This window comes from Streptomyces sp. NBC_00223, from assembly GCF_036199905.1.
Classification (GTDB): Bacteria; Actinomycetota; Actinomycetes; order Streptomycetales; family Streptomycetaceae; genus Actinacidiphila.
The window spans coordinates 6,313,434-6,333,300 of the sequence record NZ_CP108109.1; the positions used below are offsets into that span (position 1 = coordinate 6,313,434).

Here is a 19,867-nt window from a genome sequence, read left to right on the forward strand (position 1 = left end):
CGACCGGTAGGGTTCCGCTCCATGAACTCCCCGAGCAGCGGTAGCGGCGCGATACGCGAAGGCCACGGCCGGTTCGGACACAGGGTGTCCGGGCTGGCCGTGGCCTTGGGCTGTGTGCTGTTCCTGGGCGGTTTCGCCTGGGCCGCGGTCCTCTACCGGCCCTACACCGTGCCGACCGACTCCATGGAGCCGCTGGTCCACCCGGGTGACAAGGTGCTGGCCCGGCATGTGTCGGGCACGGCGGTGCGCCGCGGTGACGTGGTGGTCTTCCAGGACCCGCTGTGGGGCGGTCAGCCGCTGGTCAAGCGGGTGGTCGGGGTCGGCGGTGACACAGTCGAGTGCTGCGACAAGCGGGGCCGGCTGATGGTGAACGGCACCCCGGTCGCGGAGGGCTACCTCAAGGGCACCGGCCCGGCCTCCGTCGAGGGGTTCAGGACCACGGTGCCCAAGGGCGAACTCTTCGTGCTGGGCGACAACCGGGCGGTCTCCCAGGACTCCCGCGTCCATCTGGACGACGCCGGTCGGGGCTCGGTCCCGGTGGGCGACATACGTGCCCGGGTGGAGGCCACGGCATGGCCGCCGGGCCGGATGGGCATGCTGGCCCGGACCTCCTCCTTCGACGCGCTGCCGGGCGGCGGCCAGTCACCGCGGGGGCCGCTGGGCTGGATCACCGTGGTGATCCTCGCCGGGGCCGCGCTCATCCTGGGCGGCGCCGCGTACCCACCGGTGGCGAAGCTGCTGCGACGGCGGTGACCCCGCCGCGGTGCCGCTACGACGCCGCGTGTCCCGAGTGGTGGGGGACTGAGCCCGGCTGGCGCACAATGGGGGCACGTACGGCTGAAGGGGAACATGCCATGAGCGCCGAGGACCTCGAAAAATACGAGACCGAGATGGAGCTGAAGCTCTACCGGGAGTATCGCGACGTCGTCGGCCTGTTCAAGTACGTGATCGAGACCGAGCGGCGGTTCTACCTCACCAACGACTACGAGATGCAGGTGCACTCGGTCCAGGGCGAGGTCTTCTTCGAGGTCTCGATGGCCGACGCGTGGGTGTGGGACATGTACCGCCCGGCCCGCTTCGTCAAGCAGGTCCGGGTGCTCACGTTCAAGGACGTGAACATCGAGGAGCTGAACAAGTCGGACCTGGATCTGTCCTCGGACGACGCGGGCTTCAACGGCTGAGCCTTCGGGCGGGGTGCCGTGGTCGGGCTGCCCTGGGTGGGTTGCCCTTCGGGGTGTCCCGGGCGAGGCGCCTCGGAGAAGTTATCCACAGGCCGCGGACCAAGATCATCTCGGGTGGGTCGTTCTCTGTCACAGTGAGTGACGGAGGTGGTACTCATGAACGCACGAGGTGCGCTGGGGCGGTACGGCGAGGACGTGGCGGTTCGCGCGTTGCGGGACGCCGGTCTGACCGTGCTGGACCGGAACTGGCGATGCGGACGGCGGGGCGAGATCGACATCCTCGCGTCCGAGGGCGACGCCCTGGTGGTGTGCGAGGTCAAGACACGCCGCGAGGGACCGTTCCAGCATCCGATGGCGGCCCTCACCCCTGACAAGGTGACCCGGCTGCGCGCGCTGGCCGAGCGCTGGACGGCGGAACACGGCGGCGCGCCGCCCGGCGGGGTCCGTATCGACCTGGTCGGTGTCGTCCTGCCCGCCCGCGGCGCGGCCCGCGTCGAGCATGTGCGGGGGGTGGCGTGATGGGCTTCGCCCGTACGTGCTCGGTCGCGCTGACCGGCGTCGAGGGGGTGGTGGTCGAGGTCCAGGCCGACCTGGAACCGGGTGTCGCCGCCTTCACCCTCGTCGGCCTGCCCGACAAGAGCCTCAGCGAGAGCCGCGACCGGGTGCGCGCCGCGATCGTCAACAGCGGTGAGATCTGGCCGCAGAAGAAGCTCACCGTCGGGCTCAGCCCGGCCTCCGTCCCCAAGGGCGGCTCGGGCTTCGACCTCGGCGTCGCGTGCGCGGTGCTCGCCGCCAACGACCGGATCGCCCCGAAGTCCATCGCCGATCTGATGATGATCGGCGAGCTGGGACTCGACGGCCGGGTCCGCCCGATCCGGGGCGTGCTGCCCGCGGTGCTCGCCGCGGCCGACGCGGGCTACCGGCATGTCGTGGTGCCCGAGGGCACCACCGCCGAGGCCGCGCTCGTCCCGGGTGTCGCCGTGCTCGGTGTCCGCAGCCTGCGGCAGCTGATCGCGGTGCTCAACGACGAGACCGTGCCCGAGGAGGACCCGGAGGGCCTGTTCGGGGAGAGGCCGTACGGGGACGGACGGCCGGAGCCGATGCTGGCCGGGCTGACCGTGCCGGGCGTCGGGGTGGGAGCCGGGCTGGTCGGCGGCCTCGGCGGTTCGGGCGGCACCGGGGGGTTCGGGAGTCCCGGGGGCTCGGGCGGCTCCGGCGGTGCGGACGGCCTCGACATGGCCGATGTCGCCGGGCAGCGGGCGGCCAGGCTCGCCCTGGAGGTCGCCGCGGCCGGCGGCCACCATCTCTATCTGCACGGCCCGCCGGGCGCGGGCAAGACGATGCTGGCCGAGCGGCTGCCCGGCATCCTCCCGCCGCTCACCCGGCAGGAGTCGCTTGAGGTCACGGCGGTTCACTCGGTCGCCGGAATCCTGCCGCCGGGGCGGCCGCTGGTCGACACTCCGCCGTACTGCGCGCCGCACCACTCGGCCACCATGCCCTCGCTGGTCGGCGGCGGCAGCGGACTACCCCGGCCGGGGGCGGTCTCGCTGGCTCATCGAGGGGTCCTCTTTTTGGACGAAGCGCCGGAGTTCAGCGTCCGCTCGCTGGACGCCCTGCGGCAGCCGCTGGAGTCCGGGCACGTGGTGGTGGCCCGGGCGGCGGGCGTGATGCGGCTCCCGGCCCGCTTCATGCTCGTGCTCGCCGCCAACCCCTGCCCGTGCGGGCGGCACTCCCTGCTCGGCAGCGGATGCGACTGTTCGCCCAGCGCCGTGCGCCGCTATCAGGCGCGACTGTCCGGGCCGCTGCTCGACCGGGTGGACCTGCGGGTCGAGGTCGAGGCGGTCAGCCGCTCCGACCTCATCGCGCAGGGCGGCGGCGAGTCGAGCGCGACCGTGGCCGCCCGGGTCAGGGAGGCCCGGGCCCGCGCCGCCGCGCGCTACGCCGAGACCCCGTGGACGCTCAACAGCGAGGTTCCCGGCCATGCGATCCGCACCCGCTGGCAGGTCGCCCCCGGCGCACTGCACTGCGTCGAGCGCGACATGGAACGCGGCCTGCTCACCGCCCGCGGCCTCGACCGCGTTCTGCGGGTCGCCTGGACCCTCGCGGACCTGGCGGGCCACGACCGCCCCGACCCGGACGACGTCCTGCGGGCCCTCCAACTGCGGACCGGCTTCAGCCGTGGCGCCGCGATGGCGGGGAGCACATGACGGGGGAGCGGCGGAGGAGCGGCGAAGCGGCGCCGGGCGGGCCGGAGGCCGTCGAGTCGGCGCTGCGGGAGACGTACGGGACGGGCGGGCTGACGGGGACGGAAGGGCTCACCTCGGCGGTCTCCTGGCAGGAGCGGCTGGCGCGGGTGGCACTGACCCGGGTGGCCGAGCCGGGGGACGAGGTCATGGGCCGGGCCGTACGCGACCGCGGGGTGGGCGGCGCGCTGCGGGCGGCCCTGGGCGGCAAGCGACTGCCGGGGGCGAGCCCGCGGCGGACGGAGAGTTACGCGATCCGCGGCGCCCGCGCCGACCCCGTGGCCGACCTGGCGGCCGCGCACCGGGCCGGAGGCCGCTTCGTCTGCCCCGGGGACGGCGACTGGCCCGGTCAGCTCGACGACCTCGGGGTGCAGCGCCCCTACGGGCTGTGGGTGCGCGGCCGGCCCTCCTTACGGCTGTGGGCGCTGCGCTCGGTCGCGGTGGTCGGCGCCCGTACCTGCACGGACTACGGCGCCCACATGGCCGCGCGGCTCGGCGCCGGACTGGCCGGGGCGGGATGGGTGGTGGTCTCCGGGGCGGCGTACGGGGTGGACGGCGTCGTGCACCGGTCCGCGCTGGCGGCGGGCGGCGCCACGATCGGCGTACTGGCCTGCGGGGTGGATGTGGCGTATCCGCCGCGGAACGCCGAGTTGATCGGGGAGGTCGCCGAACGCGGTCTGCTGGTCGGCGAGTTGCCGCCGGGCGACCACCCGACCCGGAGCAGGTTCGTGCTGCGGAACCGGGTGATCGCCGCGCTGACCCGCGGCACGGTCGTGGTCGAGGCCCGCTACCGCAGCGGCTCGCTGATCACCGCGCGCCGGGCCGCCGCGCTCGGCCGGGTCACCATGGGGATTCCCGGCCCCTGTACGAGTGGTCTGTCCGAAGGTGTGCACGAACTGCTGCGCGGTGGGGCCGCCCTGGTCACCGACGCCGCCGAAGTCGTGGAGCTGGTCGGGGAGATCGGCGCCGACCTCGCCCCGCGGCGGCTCGGCCCCGTGCTGCCGCGGGACCGGCTCGGGCCGGCCGCCGCCCGGATCCTGGACGCGCTGCCCAGCCGGGGCGACGCCGGTGACGAGGAGATCGCGCACACGGCGGGTGCCACCAGGGACGACACGCTCGGCCGCCTCCACGAATTGCAGGCCCTCGGCTTCGTCGAACGCGAGGAGGGCCGGTGGAAGTTGGTACGTACCGTTGGGGAAGGGGGGCCGTACTGAACCGGTTGACGCTATCGACACACCATCAGGTGACACGAAAACGCCGTGACCTGGGACGATCGTAAGACCGGTCAAGTGGCGCGCTGTGGCCGCGCATCATTGCGCAGAGGTTCCCCCGCCCGCCCCGACGCCGGACGACCCACCCGGTCCGGTGACCACGCACCCGTAGAGGAACGTATCTGCGCATGTCCCACACGGATGCCGTAGCAACCAGCGACACCATGGTCACGCTACGCTCGCGGAGGCTCGACTCCCCGCCCACGTCACGGCAGAACGGCTCACAACGACGCATGCCCCAGCACATCCCCGGGTCCGAACGGGCGACGGCGGCGACCGCCGCCCCCGCCGCCGCCCGGCCCGCCGCCCCCACTTCGCTCGACGCGCTGTGGCGGACCTACAAGTCCACCGGGGACGCGCGGTTGCGGGAACAGCTGATCCTGCACTACTCGCCCCTGGTGAAATACGTGGCCGGCCGGGTCAGTGTCGGGCTGCCGGCCAATGTGGAGCAGGCCGACTTCGTGTCGTCGGGAGTGTTCGGACTCATCGACGCCATCGAGAAGTTCGACCCGGAACGCGCCATCAAGTTCGAGACCTACGCCATCACCCGGATCCGCGGCGCGATGATCGACGAACTGCGGGCGCTGGACTGGATTCCCCGTTCCGTACGGCAGAAGGCCCGCGCCGTTGAACGCGCCTACGCCACGCTGGAAGCCAAACTGCGCCGCACCCCCAGCGAGCCGGAGGTCGCCGCCGAGATGGGCGTCGGCCTGGAGGAACTGCACGGCGTCTTCAGCGCGCTCTCCCTCGCCAATGTCGTCGCGCTGGAGGAACTGCTGCACGTCGGCGTCGAGGGCGACCGGCTCAGCCTCGTCGACACCCTGGAGGACACCGGCGCGGACAACCCCGTCGAGGTCGCCGAGGACCGTGAGCTGCGCCGACTGCTCGCCCGGGCGGTCAACACCCTGCCCGAACGCGAGAAGACCGTCGTCACCCTCTACTACTACGAGGGCCTGACCCTCGCCGAGATCGGCCAGGTGCTCGGCGTCACCGAGAGCCGGGTCAGCCAGATCCACACCAAGTCCGTACTCCAGCTGCGGGCGAAGCTCGCCGACGTGGGCGCGCGCTGAAGTACTTCCCTCGGCCGATGACCGTCCCCTCGTGGACTGTCTACAGTGGTGGGATGCCCAGGATTCGAGCGGCCTCCGTGGCCGAACATCGGACGATGCAGCGCCGGACTCTGCTGGACGCCGCGCGTGCGCTGCTGTCCGAGGGCGGCACCGAGGCCCTCACCTTCCCCGCCCTGGCCGAGCGCACCGGCCTGGCACGTTCGTCGGTCTACGAGTACTTCCGCTCGCGCGCCGCCGTGGTCGAAGAGCTGTGCGCGGTGGACTTCCCGGTCTGGGCCGCCGAGGTGGAGACCGCGATGGAGGCCGAGGACACCCCCGGCGCCAAGATCGAGGCCTATGTCCGCACCCAGCTGACCCTGGTCGGGGACCGCAGGCACCGGGCCGTGGTCGCCATCTCCGCCGGTGAACTCGACGCGGGCGCCCGGGAGAAGATCCGCGCCGCCCACGGCGCCCTGGTGGCCATGGTCGTCGCCGCCCTCTCCGACCTCGGCCACCCCGAACCCCGGCTGACCGCCATGCTGCTCCAGGGCGTGGTCGACGCCGCCGTCCGCCGGATCGACCTCGGCGCCGCCGAGCCCTCCCCGCAGATCGTCGACGCCGCCGTCGCCATGGCCCTGCACGGAGTCAACGCGACCCGCTGAGCCCGCCCGCCACCCGCGGCGGACCGCCGCTGCGGGGCACCCCATATCCGCGCGGGCGTCCGCTCGCCGCGCTGTCCGGCGCTACCCGCTCGGCACCCCGTACACCGGCAGCAGCCGGGACGGTGCCGACCGGAGCAGGGACGGGGGCAGCAGGGTGAGCGGGTCGAGATAGTCCGTGCCCCGCAGCAGCCCCCAGTGCAGGCACCCGGCCGGGCAGTGCGCGAGCCCGCCCGTCAGCACCCCGACCGGCAGGCCCGCCGTCACCCGTGCGCCCACCGGGAGCGTGGCCCGTACCGGCTCATAGGTGATCCGCAGGCTGTCGGCGAGCCGGATCACGACCACCGGGGAGCCGCCCACCGGCCCGGCGAAGGCGACCTTGCCCGGCGCCGCCGCCCGGACCGTCGCGCCCGGCCCCGCGCGTAAGTCGGCGCCGCGATGGCCGGCCGCCCAGGGCGCGGGGGGAGGGTCGAAGCCGCGCAGCACCGTGGGACGGCCGCGCGGCCCGGGCCCCACGACCGGCCAGCACCGGGCGTCCGCCCCGGCCCCGCCCGCGCATCCCGCCGCGCCGGCGCCCGTACCCACATCCGCGCTCGGGCCCGGACCCGTACCCGGTCCCGCGAAGCCGCCGCGTCCGCCCGTACCGCCCGGCGCGAGCGCCAGGGCGAGCGCCGCGATCATCGTCAACCACATCGTCGTGAACGTCATGCCCCCCACGGTGCCGTACTCCACCGCCCCCGCGATGATCTTGGTCCGTGGCCTGTGGACAACGTCCGTCCACCGGGGAAACCTGTGGACAACCCCCGCGGACGGCCGAAAACGCGGGTGTCGCCCGGTGCTCCGCCGGTCCCGTACACTTTCTCTGGCGATCCGGGTCACCGGATCGACTTCGCACGCCCCGCCACCCACCCCCGCAAGGGGACGGTGGCCGCGCCTCTCGGTCCCTCGTGGCACGGCGCGTCGGGGTGTCAGGCGCGGCCGCCGTCCGGCGACCGCGGTAACCGAGTACCTCAAGGAGTACGGCCATGGCCGTCGTCACGATGCGGGAGCTGCTGGAGAGCGGCGTCCACTTCGGGCACCAGACCCGTCGCTGGAACCCGAAGATGAAGCGCTTCATCTTCACCGAGCGCAATGGCATCTACATCATCGACCTGCTCCAGTCGCTGTCGTACATCGACCGCGCCTACGAGTTCGTCAAGGAGACCGTCGCGCACGGCGGCTCCGTCATGTTCGTGGGCACCAAGAAGCAGGCGCAGGAGGCCATCGCCGAGCAGGCCTCGCGCGTCGGCATGCCCTACGTCAACCAGCGCTGGCTGGGCGGCATGCTCACCAACTTCTCCACCGTCTACAAGCGCCTGCAGCGCCTCAAGGAGCTCGAGGAGATCGACTTCACGGATGTGGCCGCCTCCGGCCTCACCAAGAAGGAGCTCCTGGTCCTCTCCCGCGAGAAGGACAAGCTGGAGAAGACCCTCGGCGGCATCCGCGAGATGCAGAAGGTGCCCAGCGCCGTCTGGATCGTGGACACCAAGAAGGAGCACATCGCCGTCGGTGAGGCGCGCAAGCTCCACATCCCGGTCGTCGCGATCCTCGACACCAACTGCGACCCCGACGAGGTCGACTACAAGATCCCGGGCAACGACGACGCGATCCGTTCCGTCACGCTGCTCACCCGTGTGATCGCCGACGCCGTCGCCGAGGGTCTGATCGCCCGCTCCGGCGCCGCGCTGGGCGACAAGAAGCCCGAGGGCGCCGCCGAGCCGCTGGCCGAGTGGGAGCGCGACCTGCTCGAGGGCGAGAAGAAGGCCGACGAGACCCCGGCCGCCGAGACCCCGGTCGCCGAGACCCCGGCCGCTGAGGCCCCGGCCGACGAGGCGCCCGCCGCCGAAGCCGCTGCCGAGGAAGCCCCCGCGGCTCCCGCCGACGCCGCTCCGGCCGAGGCCCCGGCCGCCGAGGGTGACGCCGAGCAGGCCTGAGCCTTCTCCGCCGCCGGCGGCATCACCGTCGGCGGCAGCCTTCCGGCAGCAGTTGCGGCGCGCACGGCACGGATCGCGTGCGCGCCGAGAACCACGCGTGACGACGGCGGGGGCCAGCGCCCCCGCCGTTCACCCGTAGATCCACCGACCATTCGGGAAGAGACTTAAACCCATGGCGAACTTCACCGCCGCCGACGTCAAGAAGCTCCGCGAGCTGACCGCCGCGGGCATGATGGACTGCAAGAACGCCCTTGTCGAGGCCGAAGGCGACCTGGACAAGGCCGTCGAGATCCTCCGGGTCAAGGGCCAGAAGGGCGTCACCAAGCGCGAGGGCCGCTCGGCCTCCAACGGTGCCGTCGTCAGCCAGATCGCCGCCGACAACTCCGAGGGCGTCCTCGTCGAGTTGAAGTGCGAGACCGACTTCGTCGCCAAGGGTGACAAGTTCATCGTCGTCGCCGACGCGATCGCCGCCCACGTGACCGCCTCCAAGCCCGCGGACATCGCGGCGCTGCTCGGTTCCGAGATCAAGGACGGCCAGACCGTCCAGGCCTTCGTCGACGAGGCGAACGCCACCCTCGGCGAGAAGATCGTGCTGGACCGCTTCGCGCAGTTCTCCGGCGCCTACGTGACCTCCTACCTGCACCGCACCAGCCCGGACCTGCCCCCGCAGGTCGGTGTCCTGGTCGAGCTGGACAAGGCCGACCCGCAGGTCGCCAAGGACGTCGCCCAGCACATCGCCGCCTTCGCGCCGAAGTACCTGAGCCGCGACGAGATCGACGCCGAGACGGTCGAGAACGAGCGCCGTGTCGCCGAGGCCACCGCCCGCGAGGAGGGCAAGCCCGAGGCCGCCCTGGCGCGCATCGTCGAGGGCCGCGTCAACGGCTTCTTCAAGGAGAACGTCGTCGTCGAGCAGGCGTTCGCCAAGGACGCGAAGAAGACCGTACAGAAGGTGCTGGACGAGGCCGGAGTGACGCTGAAGGGCTTCGCCCGCTTCCGTGTCGGCGTCTGAGCAGCGAATGACCGACGGCCCCGCTAGGGTCGTACGCGGTCGGCCGCCCGCCGGCCGGCCGCAGAGGTGACGAGGAGGCCATTGCCGTACAGGGAACCCTTGAGGACCCTCGGCAGTGGCCTCCTCAGTACGTGCACGAGGAGAATTCCATGGACGATGGCGCCGACAAAGCCCACGACACAGCCGGCCACGGCACCCGCAACGGTGTCGCGCCCCGCCGCTATCTGCTGAAGCTGTCCGGCGAGGCGTTCGCCGGAGGAGGAGGGCTCGGCGTCGACCCGGACGTCGTGCACGCCATCGCCAGGGAGATCGCCGCCGTCGTCAGGGACGGGTACGAGCTCGCACTCGTGGTCGGCGGCGGCAACTTCTTCCGCGGCGCCGAACTCCAGCAGCGCGGCATGGACCGCGCCCGCTCGGACTACATGGGCATGCTCGGCACCGTGATGAACTGCCTCGCCCTCCAGGACTTCCTGGAGAAGGAGGGCATCGAGACCCGGGTGCAGACCGCCATCACCATGGGACAGGTCGCCGAGCCGTACATCCCGCTGCGCGCGGTCCGGCATCTGGAGAAGGGCCGCGTCGTGATCTTCGGCGCCGGTATGGGCATGCCCTACTTCTCCACCGACACCACCGCCGCCCAGCGCGCGCTGGAGATCGACGCCGCGGCCATGCTGATGGGCAAGAACGGGGTCGACGGGGTCTACGACTCCGACCCCAAGCACAACCCGGACGCGGTGCGCTTCGACGCCCTTGAGTACAGCGAGGTGATCGCCCGGGACCTGCGGGTCGCCGATCTCACCGCGATCACCCTGTGCCAGGACAACAAGCTGCCGATCCTCGTCTTCGAGCTGCTCGCCGAGGGCAACATCGCGCGGGCGGTCAAGGGTGAGAAGATCGGCACGCTGGTCAACGACCGGGGTACCCGGGAGTAACGGCGGCCGGGGCACCGCGCCCCCGACACGCCCCGCCCGTCCGGTACGGGGATGGACAACAGGCTGCCCGGTCGGACACCGTGCAGGAAGACGCGCGCAGGGACCAGGCTCTGCCTTCCGAAAACCAGGAGCACATGGTGATTGAAGAAACCCTCCTTGAGGCCGAGGAGAAGATGGAGAAGGCCGTCGTCGTCGCCAAGGACGACTTCGCGGCGATCCGTACGGGCCGTGCGCACCCGGCGATGTTCAACAAGATCGTGGCCGAGTACTACGGCGCCATCACCCCGATCAACCAGCTCGCCTCCTTCGCGGTGCCCGAGCCGCGGATGGCCGTGATCACCCCCTTCGACAGCAGCAGCCTGCGCAACATCGAAGAGGCGATCCGCAACTCCGACCTCGGGGTCAACCCGAGCAACGACGGCCGCATCATCCGGGTGGTCTTCCCGCAGCTCACCGAGGAGCGCCGGCGGGACTACATCAAGGTCGCCAAGACCAAGGGCGAGGACGCCAAGATCTCCATCCGCAGCGTCCGCCGCAAGGCCAAGGAGACCCTCGACAAGCTCGTCAAGGACGGCGAGTCCGGCGAGGACGAGGTGCGCCGCGCTGAGAAGGAGCTGGACGACATCACGTCCAAGTACGTGGGCCAGGTCGACGAGCTGCTCAAGCACAAGGAAGCCGAGCTGCTGGAGGTCTGACCGGCCCGCTCCGGCAGCGGGCGGCCTCCGCCCGCGGCCCTGCGGAAGACCGCCCGCGCCCCCCGGCGGCGTGGCCGCGCCCGTATCCACCGGGTCCGCGCCCGTACCACCGGGCGGGTGCGCCTGTGCCCGTACTGCCCCGACCATCCATCCCATCACCGGCCCACCACCCGACGACGACGCGAGGCGAAGCTCCGTGAACGACTCTTCCTGGGGCGCTTCGCCACGCGCCGGGCACGCGGGAGACACCGCATATCCGGCGGGTTCCCCCGCCGAACCCGGGACCAGGAGGAAGACTCCTTCCATGCCGCCACCGCCGCCTTCCCCGGAACCGCAGCCCGCGCCCGCGAAGAAGTCCGCCGGGCGGAATCTGCGGGCCGCGATAGGGGTGGGGGTCGGCCTCGGCGCGATCATCGTCGCGGCGCTCTTCATCGTGAAGGCGGTCTTCGTCGGCGTCGTCGTGGTCGCCGTCGTGATCGGCCTGTGGGAGCTGACCTCGCGGCTGGCCGAGCGCAAGGACATCCACGCGGCGCAGATCCCGCTCACCGTCGGCGGCGCCGGGATGGTCGTCGCCGGATACGTCAGCGGCGCCGACGGGGCCTGGGTGGTCATGGCGCTGACCGCGCTGGCCGTCCTGGTCTGGCGGATGGCCCAGCCGCCGGAGAACTATCTGCGCGACGTCACGGCCGGGATCTTCGCCGCCTTCTACGTCCCCTTCCTCGCCACCTTCGTGGTGATGATGCTCGCCGCGGACGACGGCCCACGCCGGGTCCTGGTCTTCCTGCTGCTCACCGTGATCAGCGACACCGGCGCCTACGCGGTCGGCTGGCGCTTCGGCCGGCACAAGCTCGCGCCGCGGATCAGCCCCGGCAAGACCCGCGAGGGCCTGTTCGGCGCGATCTCCTTCGCCATGGTGGCCGGGGCCCTGCTGATGCAGTACGTCATCGACGACGGCCGCTGGTGGCAGGGCCTGCTGCTGGGCCTCGCCGCCGCCGTCAGCGCCACGCTCGGCGACCTCGGCGAGTCCATGATCAAGCGTGACCTGGGCATCAAGGACATGGGCACGCTGCTGCCCGGCCACGGCGGCATCATGGACCGGCTCGACTCGCTGCTGCCCACGGCCCCGGTGGTCTGGCTGCTGCTGGTCGCCTTCGTCGGCAAGGGCTGAGCGCCCCTTCCCGCCGCCTTCCCGCCGCCGCGACCCCTTCCCGCCGTCGCGCTGCCGGGCTCCCGCACCCGGAAGACCCTGTGGCGCACCCGGAAAACCCTCCGGCAAAAGGGTGAGAGACTGGGACGCATGCCTGCACCCGGTGAACTGACTTTCGCCGTGCCGCGCGGAGTCAAGAAGCCGCCGCGGCACCTCGCCGACCTCTCGCCCGCGGAGCGGAAGGAGGCGGTGGCCGCGCTCGGGGAGAAGCCCTTCCGGGCCAAGCAGCTCTCGCAGCACTACTTCGCCCGCTTCACCGACGACCCGGCCGCCTGGACCGACATCCCGGCGGCGGCCCGCGGCAAGCTCGCCGACGACCTGCTGCCCGAGCTGATGACCGTCGTCCGGCACGCGTCCTGCGACGACGGTGACACCCGCAAGACGCTGTGGCGGCTCTTCGACGGCACGCTCGTCGAGTCCGTGCTGATGCGCTACCCGGACCGGGTGACGATGTGCATCTCGTCACAGGCCGGCTGCGGGATGAACTGCCCCTTCTGCGCGACCGGTCAGGCCGGTCTCGACCGCAATCTGTCGACCGCCGAGATCGTGCACCAGATCGTCGCGGGCATGCGCAGCCTGCGCGACGGCGAGGTGCCCGGGGGCCCGGCCCGGCTGTCGAACATCGTCTTCATGGGCATGGGCGAGCCGCTCGCCAACTACAACCGGGTGATCGGCGCCATCCGCCGGCTGACCGACCCCGAGCCCGACGGCATCGGCCTGTCGCAGCGCGGTATCACCGTCTCCACGGTCGGTCTGGTCCCGGCGATGTACCGGTTCGCCGACGAGGGCTTCAAATGCCGCCTCGCGGTCTCCCTGCACGCGCCCGACGACGAGCTGCGCGACACCCTCGTGCCCGTCAACACCCGCTGGAAGGTCCGCGAGGTCCTGGACGCCGCCTGGCACTACGCCGAGGTCTCCGGCCGCCGTATCTCCATCGAGTACGCGCTGATCCGGGACATCAACGACCAGGCGTGGCGCGCCGACCGGCTGGGCCGGATGCTCAAGAACCACCGGGTGCACGTCAATCTGATCCCGCTCAACCCCACTCCGGGCTCGAAGTGGACGGCCTCCCGCCCCGAGGACGAGCGGGCGTTCGTGGCCGCGCTGGAGGCCCACGGCGTGCCGGTGACCGTACGGGACACCCGCGGCCAGGAGATCGACGGCGCGTGCGGACAGCTGGCTGCGGCGGAACGCTGACCTGCTGCTATCGTGCACGGGTAGTCCGACCTTCACACAAATGAACATTCCGACAGGGGAGCGCCTGAGACGGCGCTGAGAGTGCGGCCCCCGAGGCCGCAGACCCTCGGACCTGATCCGGGTCATACCGGCGTAGGGAGTCAGCCTCATGAACACCATCCGTCGGCGTGCCATCGGCGCGCTCGTCCTGGCCACCGCGGGCGTCACGGCCCTCGCGGGCTGCGGCAGCGACTCCGGGTCGTCCGGGTCTTCCGGCACCAAGGGCGCGAACTCCAAGACGGTCACGCTGGTCAGCCACGACTCCTTCGCGGCGTCCAAGTCCGTGCTCGCGGAGTTCACCAAGGAGACCGGCTACACCGTCAAGGTGCTGCGCGGCGGTGACGCGGGCGCGGCCGTCAACCAGGCGATCCTCACCAAGGGCCACCCCCGCGGCGACGTCTTCTTCGGCGTCGACAACACGCTGCTCTCCCGCGCCCTCGACAACGGCCTGTTCGACCCGTACGAGGCCAAGGGCCTCGACCAGGTGTCCGCCGACGTCCAACTCGACGCGGACAAGCACCGGGTGACCCCGATCGACTCGGGCGACGTCTGCGTCAACTACGACCGCGCGTACTTCGCCGCGCATCACCTCGCGCCGCCGGAGACCTTCGCCGACCTGGTCAAGCCCGAGTACAAGAACATGCTGGTCACCGAGAACGTCGCCACCTCCTCACCGGGCCTGGCCTTCCTGCTCGGCAGCGCGGCCACCTTCGGCGACGACGGATGGCAGGGCTACTGGAAGCAGCTCAAGGCCAACGGCGTCGAGGTGGTGGACGGCTGGGAGCAGGCGTACGACGACCGCTTCTCCGGGTCGTCGGCGGGCAAGAAGGCCAAGGGCGACCGTCCGCTGGTCGTCTCCTACGCTTCCAGCCCGCCCGCCGAGGTGGTCGGCGTCAGCCCCGAACCCGCGCAGTCGCCGGTCGGTGTGTCCACGGGCACCTGCTTCCGGCAGATCGAGTTCGCCGGGCTGCTGCACGGCGCGAAGAACACCGAGGGCGGCAAGGCGCTGATCGACTTCCTGCTGAGCAAGGAGTTCCAGCAGGACATGCCGCTCCAGATGTACGTCGACCCGGTCCGCCGGGACGCCGCCGAGCCGGAGCTGTTCACCAAGTACGGGGCGCGGATCGACCACCCGACGACGCTGGCGCCGGAGAAGATCGCCGCCGAGCGGGACACCTGGGTCAAGGCGTGGAACTCGATCGTCCTGTAATCGCACCGGAAGGGCCGCCGGCACCGCCTGAGCAGCCCGAGCGGCCGACGCCCTCGGCGCGGTCCGCACGTCCGGCCCGCCGAGCGGTCCCGCGTGTCTCGCGCGGGACCGCTGTCCGGCTCGCCCTGATGGCCCTGCCCGCCGCCTTCTTCGCGCTCTTCTTCGCCTACCCGGTCGCCACGATCGTCGGGCGCGGTCTGCGCCAGGACGGCGGCTGGCGGCTCGGCCGGATCGGCGACGTGCTCGGCGACGGCTCGATCAGGCACGTCCTGTGGTTCACCTGCTGGCAGGCGGCCGCCTCCACCGCGCTGACGCTGGCGGTCGCGCTGCCGGGCGCGTATGTCTTCGCGCGTCTGGACTTCCCCGGCAAACGGCTGCTGCGGGCGGTCGTCACCGTGCCGTTCGTGCTGCCGACCGTCGTCGCGGGCTCCGCCTTCCTGGCCCTGCTCGGGCACAACGGCTTCACCGACGCGCTCTTCGGCGTCCGGCTCGACACCTCGGTGTGGGCGATCCTCATCGCCCATGTCTTCTTCAACTACGCGGTCGTCGTCCGTACGGTCGGCGGGCTGTGGGCGCAGCTCGACCCGCGGCAGGAGGAGGCGGCACGGATGCTGGGCGCGAGCCGCTTCGCCGCCTGGCGGCGAGTCGTGCTGCCCGCGCTCGGGCCGTCCGTGGCGGCGGCCGGGCTGATGGTCTTCCTGTTCACCTTCACCTCCTTCGGAGTGATCCAGGTGCTGGGCGGGCCGACGTACTCCACGCTCGAAGTCGAGATCTACCGGCAGACCGCCGAGATGCTGGACCTGCCGACCGCCGCCGTGCTGACGCTGGTGCAACTCGCCGCGGTGGTCGCGATCCTGACCGTGCACGCCTGGACGGTACGGCGCCGCGAGTCGGCGCTGCGGCTGGTGGACGCCGCCCGCACCGCGCACCGGCCGCGCGGAAGGGGTGAGTGGGCGCTGCTCGGCGCGGTGCTCGCCGTGATCGCGCTGCTGATCCTGCTGCCGCTCGGTGTGCTCGCCGCCCGCTCGCTCGACGCGCCCGGCGGCTACGGCTTCGGCTTCTACCGCGCCCTCGGCTCCTCCGGTGACGGCACCTTCCTGGTCGCGCCCCTGGAGACGGTCTGGAACTCGCTGCGGTACGCGGCCGTCGCCACCGTCATCGCCCTCGTGATCGGCGGGCTGGCCGCTGCGGCGCTCACCCGCCGGGCCGGCCGGTTCGTCCGCGGCTTCGACGCGCTGCTGATGCTGCCGCTGGGCACCTCGGCGGTCACCGTCGGCTTCGGCTTCCTGATCACCCTGGACACGCCGCCGCTCGATCTGCGGGACTCCTGGCTGCTGGTGCCGCTCGCCCAGGCGCTGGTCGGCGCGCCCTTCGTGATCCGGGTCATGCTGCCGGTGCTGCGGGCCGTCGACCACCGGCTGCGGGAGTCCGCGGCGGTGCTCGGCGCGTCCCCGGTGAAGGTCTGGCGCGAGGTCGAACTCCCCATCGTCGGGCGGGCGCTGGGCATCGCGGCCGGCTTCGCCTTCGCGGTGTCACTGGGCGAGTTCGGCGCGACCGTCTTCATCGCCCGGCCCGACAGCCCCACCCTCCCGGTCGCCGTCGCCCGGCTGCTGGGCCGGGCCGGGGAGGTCAACTACGGCCAGGCGATGGCCCTGAGCACCATCTTGATGCTGGTCTGCGCCGCGTCGCTGCTGATCCTGGAGAACCTCAGGACCACCGCACCCACCGGGGAGTTCTGACGATGACCACCACGACCGCGCTGCTCGGTATCGAGGCCGCGACCGTACGCTTCGGGGCCAGGACCGCGCTGGACGCCGTCGACCTGGAGGTCGCCGCGCACGAGATCGTCTGTGTGCTCGGGCCCAGCGGCAGCGGCAAGTCCACGCTGCTGCGGGCCGTCGCGGGCCTCCAGCACCTCGACGGCGGGCGGGTGCTGCTGGACGGCGCCGATCAGACGGGGGTGCCCGCACACCGCCGCGGGGTCGGGCTGATGTTCCAGGACCACCAGCTCTTCCCGCAGCGCGACGTCGGCGGCAACGTCGGCTTCGGGCCGCGGATGCGCCGCGAGCCGCGCGACCGGCGCGAGCGCCGGGTCGCCGAACTCCTCGACCTCGTGGGCCTGCCCGGCGCCGGCGGGCGCGCGGTCGCCACGCTCTCCGGCGGCGAGCAGCAGCGGGTCGCGCTGGCCCGCGCGCTCGCCCCCGAGCCGCGGCTGCTGATGCTCGACGAACCCCTCGGACAGCTCGACCGCTCGCTGCGCGAACGGCTCGTCGTCGAACTCCGCCAGCTCTTCCGTCGGTTGGGCACGACCGTGCTGGCCGTCACCCACGACCAGGGCGAGGCGTTCGCGCTCGCCGACCGGGTCGTGGTGATGCGCGACGGGCGGATCGCCCAGTCCGGTACGCCGCTCGATGTCTGGCAGCGGCCCGCGTCGGAGTTCGTCGCGCGCTTCCTCGGCTTCGACAACATCGCCGACGGCGAGGTCAGCGGCGGCACGGCCGTCACGGAGTGGGGCAAGGTGCCGGTGCCCGACGGCACTTCGGAGGGCGTGGTCCGGCTGATGGTCCGCCCCGGCGGCGTACGGCTCGGCCCGCCCGAGGGGGCGCTGCGCTGCGAGGTGGTCGCGCGGACCTTCCGCGGCGGGCATGTCGGCGTACTGCTGCGGCCCGAACGCGGACCCGCGCTGGACGCCGAGTGCGGACTGCGGGACGCGCCGGAGGTGGGAGCGGTGGTCGGCGCGACCTTCGTCCCGCAGGACGTGGTCGTCCTCACGCCGCCGTGAGCCGGGCCAGCGCGCCGGGAACCTCCGTGACGCTGTCCACCAGCGCGATCCGGCCGGCCATCGCCCGGTCCCGCGCCAGCGCTTCGAGCAGCGGCCACACGGGGAGTTCGGTCGTCCAGTGCGCCCGGTCGACCAGCACCAGCGGCACCGGCCCGCCGAGCGAACCGTAGTAGTTCGGCGTCGCCGCGTCGAAGACCTCCTGCACGGTCCCGGCCGCGCCCGGCAGGAACACCACGCCCGCCGTGCAGCGCGAGAGCAGACCGTCCTCGCGGGTGGCGTTCGCGAAGAACTTCGCGATGCCGGAGGCGAAGGCGTTCGACGGCTCCTGGCCGTAGTGCCAGGTGGGCAGCCCGTACGAGGGGCCGCCGTCGGGCCAGCGGTCGCGTACGGCGAAGGCCGTGTCCGCCCAGGCGCTCACCGAGGGGAGGAAGGACGGACTCCCGGCGAGGACGTTCAGCGCCTTGCCGAGCATCACGTCGTCGTAAGGGGCCGCGTAGGCACCGAAATTGGCGGCCTCCATCGCGCCCGGGCCGCCGCCGGTCGCCACGGTCAGCCCCGCGCGGGCCAGTTCACGGCCGAGCCGCGCCGCGCCCGCGTACGCCGGGGCGCCCCGTTCCATCGCGTGCCCGCCCATCACGCCCACGACGCGCGCCCCGCGCAGATGCCTGTCGAGGGTGTCGGACATCGCGTCGTCGTGGATCGAGCGCAGCATCGACGCGAAGACGTCGCCGCCCCGCGCGGTGTCGCGGTACCAGCCGTACGTCAGGGCGTCCGGCGTCCCCTCGTACCCGCTCTCGGCGAGCCCCGCGTAGAGCTCGTCCGGGCTGTACGGCGCCGCGCGGTACGGGTTGAACGGCAGGTCGGGCACGGGCGGGAAGACCAGGCCGCCGCCGGCCCGGATGTGGACGAGGGCCTGCTCCTCCATCGGGCAGCCCAGGAAGACGGCGTCCGAGGTGTCCGTGACCAGCAGGGCGAACGTCCGCTCGGTCAGATCGAGCGACTGCACCCGGCACCCGGCGAACGACCCGCCGAGCGCCACCCGGTCGAACTCCTCAAGGCTTCCCACCTCCCGCCCGCCGGAACGCTTGACGGACGACGGTTCCTCGGATTCAGGCATCTGTGGGACCACCCCAGCACGATAGCCCTCCGGACCCGCGCCCGTGGCACTGGGTGCCGTGCGGCGTGCGGGGGACAGCGCTGAAGTGCGCCCGCCCGTCCGGCCGTTGAGGGCGCGGGCCCGGTGTTCACCCCGGGCCGACGGCCACCCGGACGGGCTCAGCCCAGCCTGGAGAGCGCGGCCACCGCCACCGTGGCCGGCAGCAGCACCGCGACCAGCACCCCCACCCGCAGGGCCGCCGCCGAGCGGACCATCACCCGCGACGCGCCCATCTCCCGCAGCGTGCCCGTCGCGGGCGTCCGGGTCCGGCGCGACTCCGCCACCGCGAGCGCCGTCGTGGCCACCACGCACGCGGCGACCAGCACCGCCGCGAACTGACTCACCGGCCCCACCGGATGATCGCTGTCGCGCAGCGGACCGTACGCCGCCAGGCCCGCCGCGGCGGTCGCGCACAGCAGCCCCAGCGGCCGGCCGAGCCGCCGCGCCTCCTGCTGGAGCGCCCGCCCGGACAGCAGCCGCAGGGCGCCCGGCCGGAAGGCGGCCAGCACCCGCCCGCACGCGTGCATCAGACCGGGCGCGGCCAGCATCATGCCCACGGTCGTCACGATCCAGCCGCCGACGGCCACCGGGGGAATCGTCCCGAGGCCGCTGGGCAGCGGCACGTCGTGCCCCCCGGGGGCCGTCACCTCGACGGCCAGACCGACCGCCGTCAGCGCGACGCCCCACGGCAGGCCGCCCGGCGCCTCCGCCGAGGGCGCCCGCTCCGGACGCAGCGCGGCCGTACGCACCGCCGCCGACGCCACCGGCACCAGGGCCAGCAGGGTGATCGCTCCGGCCAGCGGCAGCGGCCGGCCCGCCGCGAGCAGTTCGGGACCGACCCCGTCGAACGGCACCCCGGTCACATCGCCGCGCAGTTGCAGGAAGACCAGCAGCGCCACCGCGCTCCCGGCCGCGCACACCGCCGCCGCGGTCGCCGCCGACAGCAGCACCAGCCCGATCCTGCCGAGCCCGACCGCGGCCAGGCCGGAGCGCGGCCAGCCCCCCGGCTGCGCCCGGGCGACCATGACCGCGAGCTGCACGGTCACCGCGACCGGCACCGCGCACCAGCCGAGCCGTGCCAGCGCGTCCGACGCGCCGTGCTGGGGATGGTCCAGCGCCCAGCCGAGCGCGGACAGCAGCAGCAGACCGGTACCGGCCGAGGCCGCGGCCACCAGGGCCCAGCGTCCGAAGGCCGCGAGCCGGGCCCCGCGCAGCACCCGCAGACTCAGCACGCCGCCACCACCCGTCCCGCCGAAGGCGTTCT

18 protein-coding genes, 1 pseudogene and 1 riboswitch are annotated in these 19,867 nt (G+C 72.7%); of the genes and pseudogenes, 16 read left to right on the forward strand and 3 right to left on the reverse strand.

Annotated features, from left to right (window positions below):
• Window positions 1-21 precede the first annotated feature (21 nt).
• The 7 genes and pseudogenes from lepB (at window position 22) to OHA30_RS27055 (ending at window position 6,406) form a co-directional block, all read left to right on the forward strand.
• Window positions 22-753, forward strand: coding sequence for a signal peptidase I (gene lepB / locus OHA30_RS27025; RefSeq protein ID WP_328916476.1), 732 nt, complete (start codon window positions 22-24; stop codon window positions 751-753).
• Between the two features lie 101 nt (window positions 754-854).
• Window positions 855-1,181, forward strand: coding sequence for a DUF2469 domain-containing protein (locus tag OHA30_RS27030; RefSeq protein ID WP_328916477.1), 327 nt, complete (start codon window positions 855-857; stop codon window positions 1,179-1,181).
• Between the two features lie 107 nt (window positions 1,182-1,288).
• Window positions 1,289-1,700, forward strand: a pseudogene (locus tag OHA30_RS27035) (YraN family protein).
• The gene (locus OHA30_RS27040; RefSeq protein ID WP_328916479.1) at window positions 1,700-3,388 is read left to right on the forward strand and encodes a YifB family Mg chelatase-like AAA ATPase; all 1,689 of its coding nucleotides are present in this window, start codon (window positions 1,700-1,702) and stop codon (window positions 3,386-3,388) included. Before OHA30_RS27035 ends, OHA30_RS27040 begins: the two are co-directional and overlap by 1 nt.
• Window positions 3,385-4,638: a DNA-processing protein DprA gene (gene dprA / locus OHA30_RS27045; RefSeq protein ID WP_328916480.1), complete on the forward strand. Its 1,254-nt coding sequence runs from the start codon at window positions 3,385-3,387 to the stop codon at window positions 4,636-4,638. Before OHA30_RS27040 ends, dprA begins: the two co-directional genes overlap by 4 nt.
• A 290-nt stretch (window positions 4,639-4,928) precedes the next feature.
• Window positions 4,929-5,765 carry an RNA polymerase sigma factor WhiG gene (gene whiG / locus OHA30_RS27050; protein ID WP_328916481.1) on the forward strand — a complete coding sequence of 279 codons (837 nt, stop codon included), beginning with the start codon at window positions 4,929-4,931 and terminating at the stop codon, window positions 5,763-5,765.
• Window positions 5,766-5,818: 53 nt separating this feature from the next.
• Window positions 5,819-6,406, forward strand: a complete 588-nt coding sequence (locus tag OHA30_RS27055) for a TetR/AcrR family transcriptional regulator (protein WP_328916482.1) — start codon at window positions 5,819-5,821, stop codon at window positions 6,404-6,406.
• An 81-nt stretch (window positions 6,407-6,487) separates the two neighbouring features.
• On the opposite strand, the gene OHA30_RS27060 is transcribed toward OHA30_RS27055, so the two are convergent.
• Window positions 6,488-7,111 (reverse strand): M23 family metallopeptidase, encoded by a 624-nt coding sequence (locus tag OHA30_RS27060; RefSeq protein ID WP_328916483.1) that lies wholly within the window; start codon window positions 7,109-7,111, stop codon window positions 6,488-6,490.
• A 317-nt stretch (window positions 7,112-7,428) separates the two neighbouring features.
• Between OHA30_RS27060 and rpsB the strand changes: the two genes are divergently transcribed.
• From rpsB to OHA30_RS27105, 9 genes are all read left to right on the forward strand, one after another.
• The gene (rpsB, locus tag OHA30_RS27065) at window positions 7,429-8,376 is read left to right on the forward strand and encodes a 30S ribosomal protein S2 (protein ID WP_328916484.1); all 948 of its coding nucleotides are present in this window, start codon (window positions 7,429-7,431) and stop codon (window positions 8,374-8,376) included.
• A 172-nt stretch (window positions 8,377-8,548) separates the two neighbouring features.
• Entirely contained in the window at window positions 8,549-9,385 is an 837-nt protein-coding gene (gene tsf, locus OHA30_RS27070) for a translation elongation factor Ts (protein WP_328916485.1), read from the forward strand.
• A gap of 149 nt (window positions 9,386-9,534) precedes the next feature.
• A complete protein-coding gene (pyrH, locus tag OHA30_RS27075; RefSeq protein WP_328916486.1) occupies window positions 9,535-10,317 on the forward strand; it encodes a UMP kinase in 783 nt (260 codons plus the stop codon).
• Window positions 10,318-10,454: 137 nt separating this feature from the next.
• The gene (gene frr / locus OHA30_RS27080) at window positions 10,455-11,012 is read left to right on the forward strand and encodes a ribosome recycling factor (protein WP_328918012.1); all 558 of its coding nucleotides are present in this window, start codon (window positions 10,455-10,457) and stop codon (window positions 11,010-11,012) included.
• A 145-nt stretch (window positions 11,013-11,157) separates the two neighbouring features.
• A complete protein-coding gene (locus OHA30_RS27085) occupies window positions 11,158-12,180 on the forward strand; it encodes a phosphatidate cytidylyltransferase (protein WP_405786048.1) in 1,023 nt (340 codons plus the stop codon).
• A gap of 129 nt (window positions 12,181-12,309) precedes the next feature.
• Window positions 12,310-13,416: a 23S rRNA (adenine(2503)-C(2))-methyltransferase RlmN gene (gene rlmN / locus OHA30_RS27090; RefSeq protein WP_328916488.1), complete on the forward strand. Its 1,107-nt coding sequence runs from the start codon at window positions 12,310-12,312 to the stop codon at window positions 13,414-13,416.
• 44 nt (window positions 13,417-13,460) lie between these two features.
• Window positions 13,461-13,572: riboswitch (TPP riboswitch) on the forward strand.
• A complete protein-coding gene (locus OHA30_RS27095; protein ID WP_328916489.1) occupies window positions 13,565-14,665 on the forward strand; it encodes a thiamine ABC transporter substrate-binding protein in 1,101 nt (366 codons plus the stop codon). (Overlaps the previous riboswitch by 8 nt.)
• A 128-nt stretch (window positions 14,666-14,793) precedes the next feature.
• Window positions 14,794-16,404, forward strand: a complete 1,611-nt coding sequence (locus tag OHA30_RS27100; RefSeq protein ID WP_328916490.1) for an ABC transporter permease — start codon at window positions 14,794-14,796, stop codon at window positions 16,402-16,404.
• A gap of 2 nt (window positions 16,405-16,406) precedes the next feature.
• Window positions 16,407-17,447 carry an ABC transporter ATP-binding protein gene (locus tag OHA30_RS27105; RefSeq protein ID WP_328916491.1) on the forward strand — a complete coding sequence of 347 codons (1,041 nt, stop codon included), beginning with the start codon at window positions 16,407-16,409 and terminating at the stop codon, window positions 17,445-17,447.
• On the opposite strand, the gene OHA30_RS27110 is transcribed toward OHA30_RS27105, so the two are convergent.
• Window positions 17,434-18,564 carry an LOG family protein gene (locus OHA30_RS27110; RefSeq protein ID WP_328916492.1) on the reverse strand — a complete coding sequence of 377 codons (1,131 nt, stop codon included), beginning with the start codon at window positions 18,562-18,564 and terminating at the stop codon, window positions 17,434-17,436. The genes OHA30_RS27105 and OHA30_RS27110 overlap by 14 nt on opposite strands.
• 158 nt (window positions 18,565-18,722) lie before the next feature.
• The gene (locus OHA30_RS27115) at window positions 18,723-19,835 is read right to left on the reverse strand and encodes a hypothetical protein (RefSeq protein WP_328916493.1); all 1,113 of its coding nucleotides are present in this window, start codon (window positions 19,833-19,835) and stop codon (window positions 18,723-18,725) included.
• Window positions 19,836-19,867 lie beyond the last annotated feature (32 nt).

Coding starts and splice junctions, on each gene's coding strand:
- OHA30_RS27040 (WP_328916479.1), top strand. CDS start 1,700: ATGGGCTTCGCCCGTACGTGCTCGGTCGCGCTGACCGGCGTCGAGGGG.
- rpsB (WP_328916484.1), top strand. CDS start 7,429: ATGGCCGTCGTCACGATGCGGGAGCTGCTGGAGAGCGGCGTCCACTTC.
- OHA30_RS27030 (WP_328916477.1), top strand. CDS start 855: ATGAGCGCCGAGGACCTCGAAAAATACGAGACCGAGATGGAGCTGAAG.
- dprA (WP_328916480.1), top strand. CDS start 3,385: ATGACGGGGGAGCGGCGGAGGAGCGGCGAAGCGGCGCCGGGCGGGCCG.
- lepB (WP_328916476.1), top strand. CDS start 22: ATGAACTCCCCGAGCAGCGGTAGCGGCGCGATACGCGAAGGCCACGGC.
- OHA30_RS27095 (WP_328916489.1), top strand. CDS start 13,565: ATGAACACCATCCGTCGGCGTGCCATCGGCGCGCTCGTCCTGGCCACC.
- OHA30_RS27110 (WP_328916492.1), bottom strand. CDS start 18,564: ATGCCTGAATCCGAGGAACCGTCGTCCGTCAAGCGTTCCGGCGGGCGG.
- rlmN (WP_328916488.1), top strand. CDS start 12,310: ATGCCTGCACCCGGTGAACTGACTTTCGCCGTGCCGCGCGGAGTCAAG.
- OHA30_RS27105 (WP_328916491.1), top strand. CDS start 16,407: ATGACCACCACGACCGCGCTGCTCGGTATCGAGGCCGCGACCGTACGC.
- OHA30_RS27100 (WP_328916490.1), top strand. CDS start 14,794: ATGGCCCTGCCCGCCGCCTTCTTCGCGCTCTTCTTCGCCTACCCGGTC.
- pyrH (WP_328916486.1), top strand. CDS start 9,535: ATGGACGATGGCGCCGACAAAGCCCACGACACAGCCGGCCACGGCACC.
- OHA30_RS27060 (WP_328916483.1), bottom strand. CDS start 7,111: ATGACGTTCACGACGATGTGGTTGACGATGATCGCGGCGCTCGCCCTG.
- OHA30_RS27055 (WP_328916482.1), top strand. CDS start 5,819: ATGCCCAGGATTCGAGCGGCCTCCGTGGCCGAACATCGGACGATGCAG.
- whiG (WP_328916481.1), top strand. CDS start 4,929: ATGCCCCAGCACATCCCCGGGTCCGAACGGGCGACGGCGGCGACCGCC.
- tsf (WP_328916485.1), top strand. CDS start 8,549: ATGGCGAACTTCACCGCCGCCGACGTCAAGAAGCTCCGCGAGCTGACC.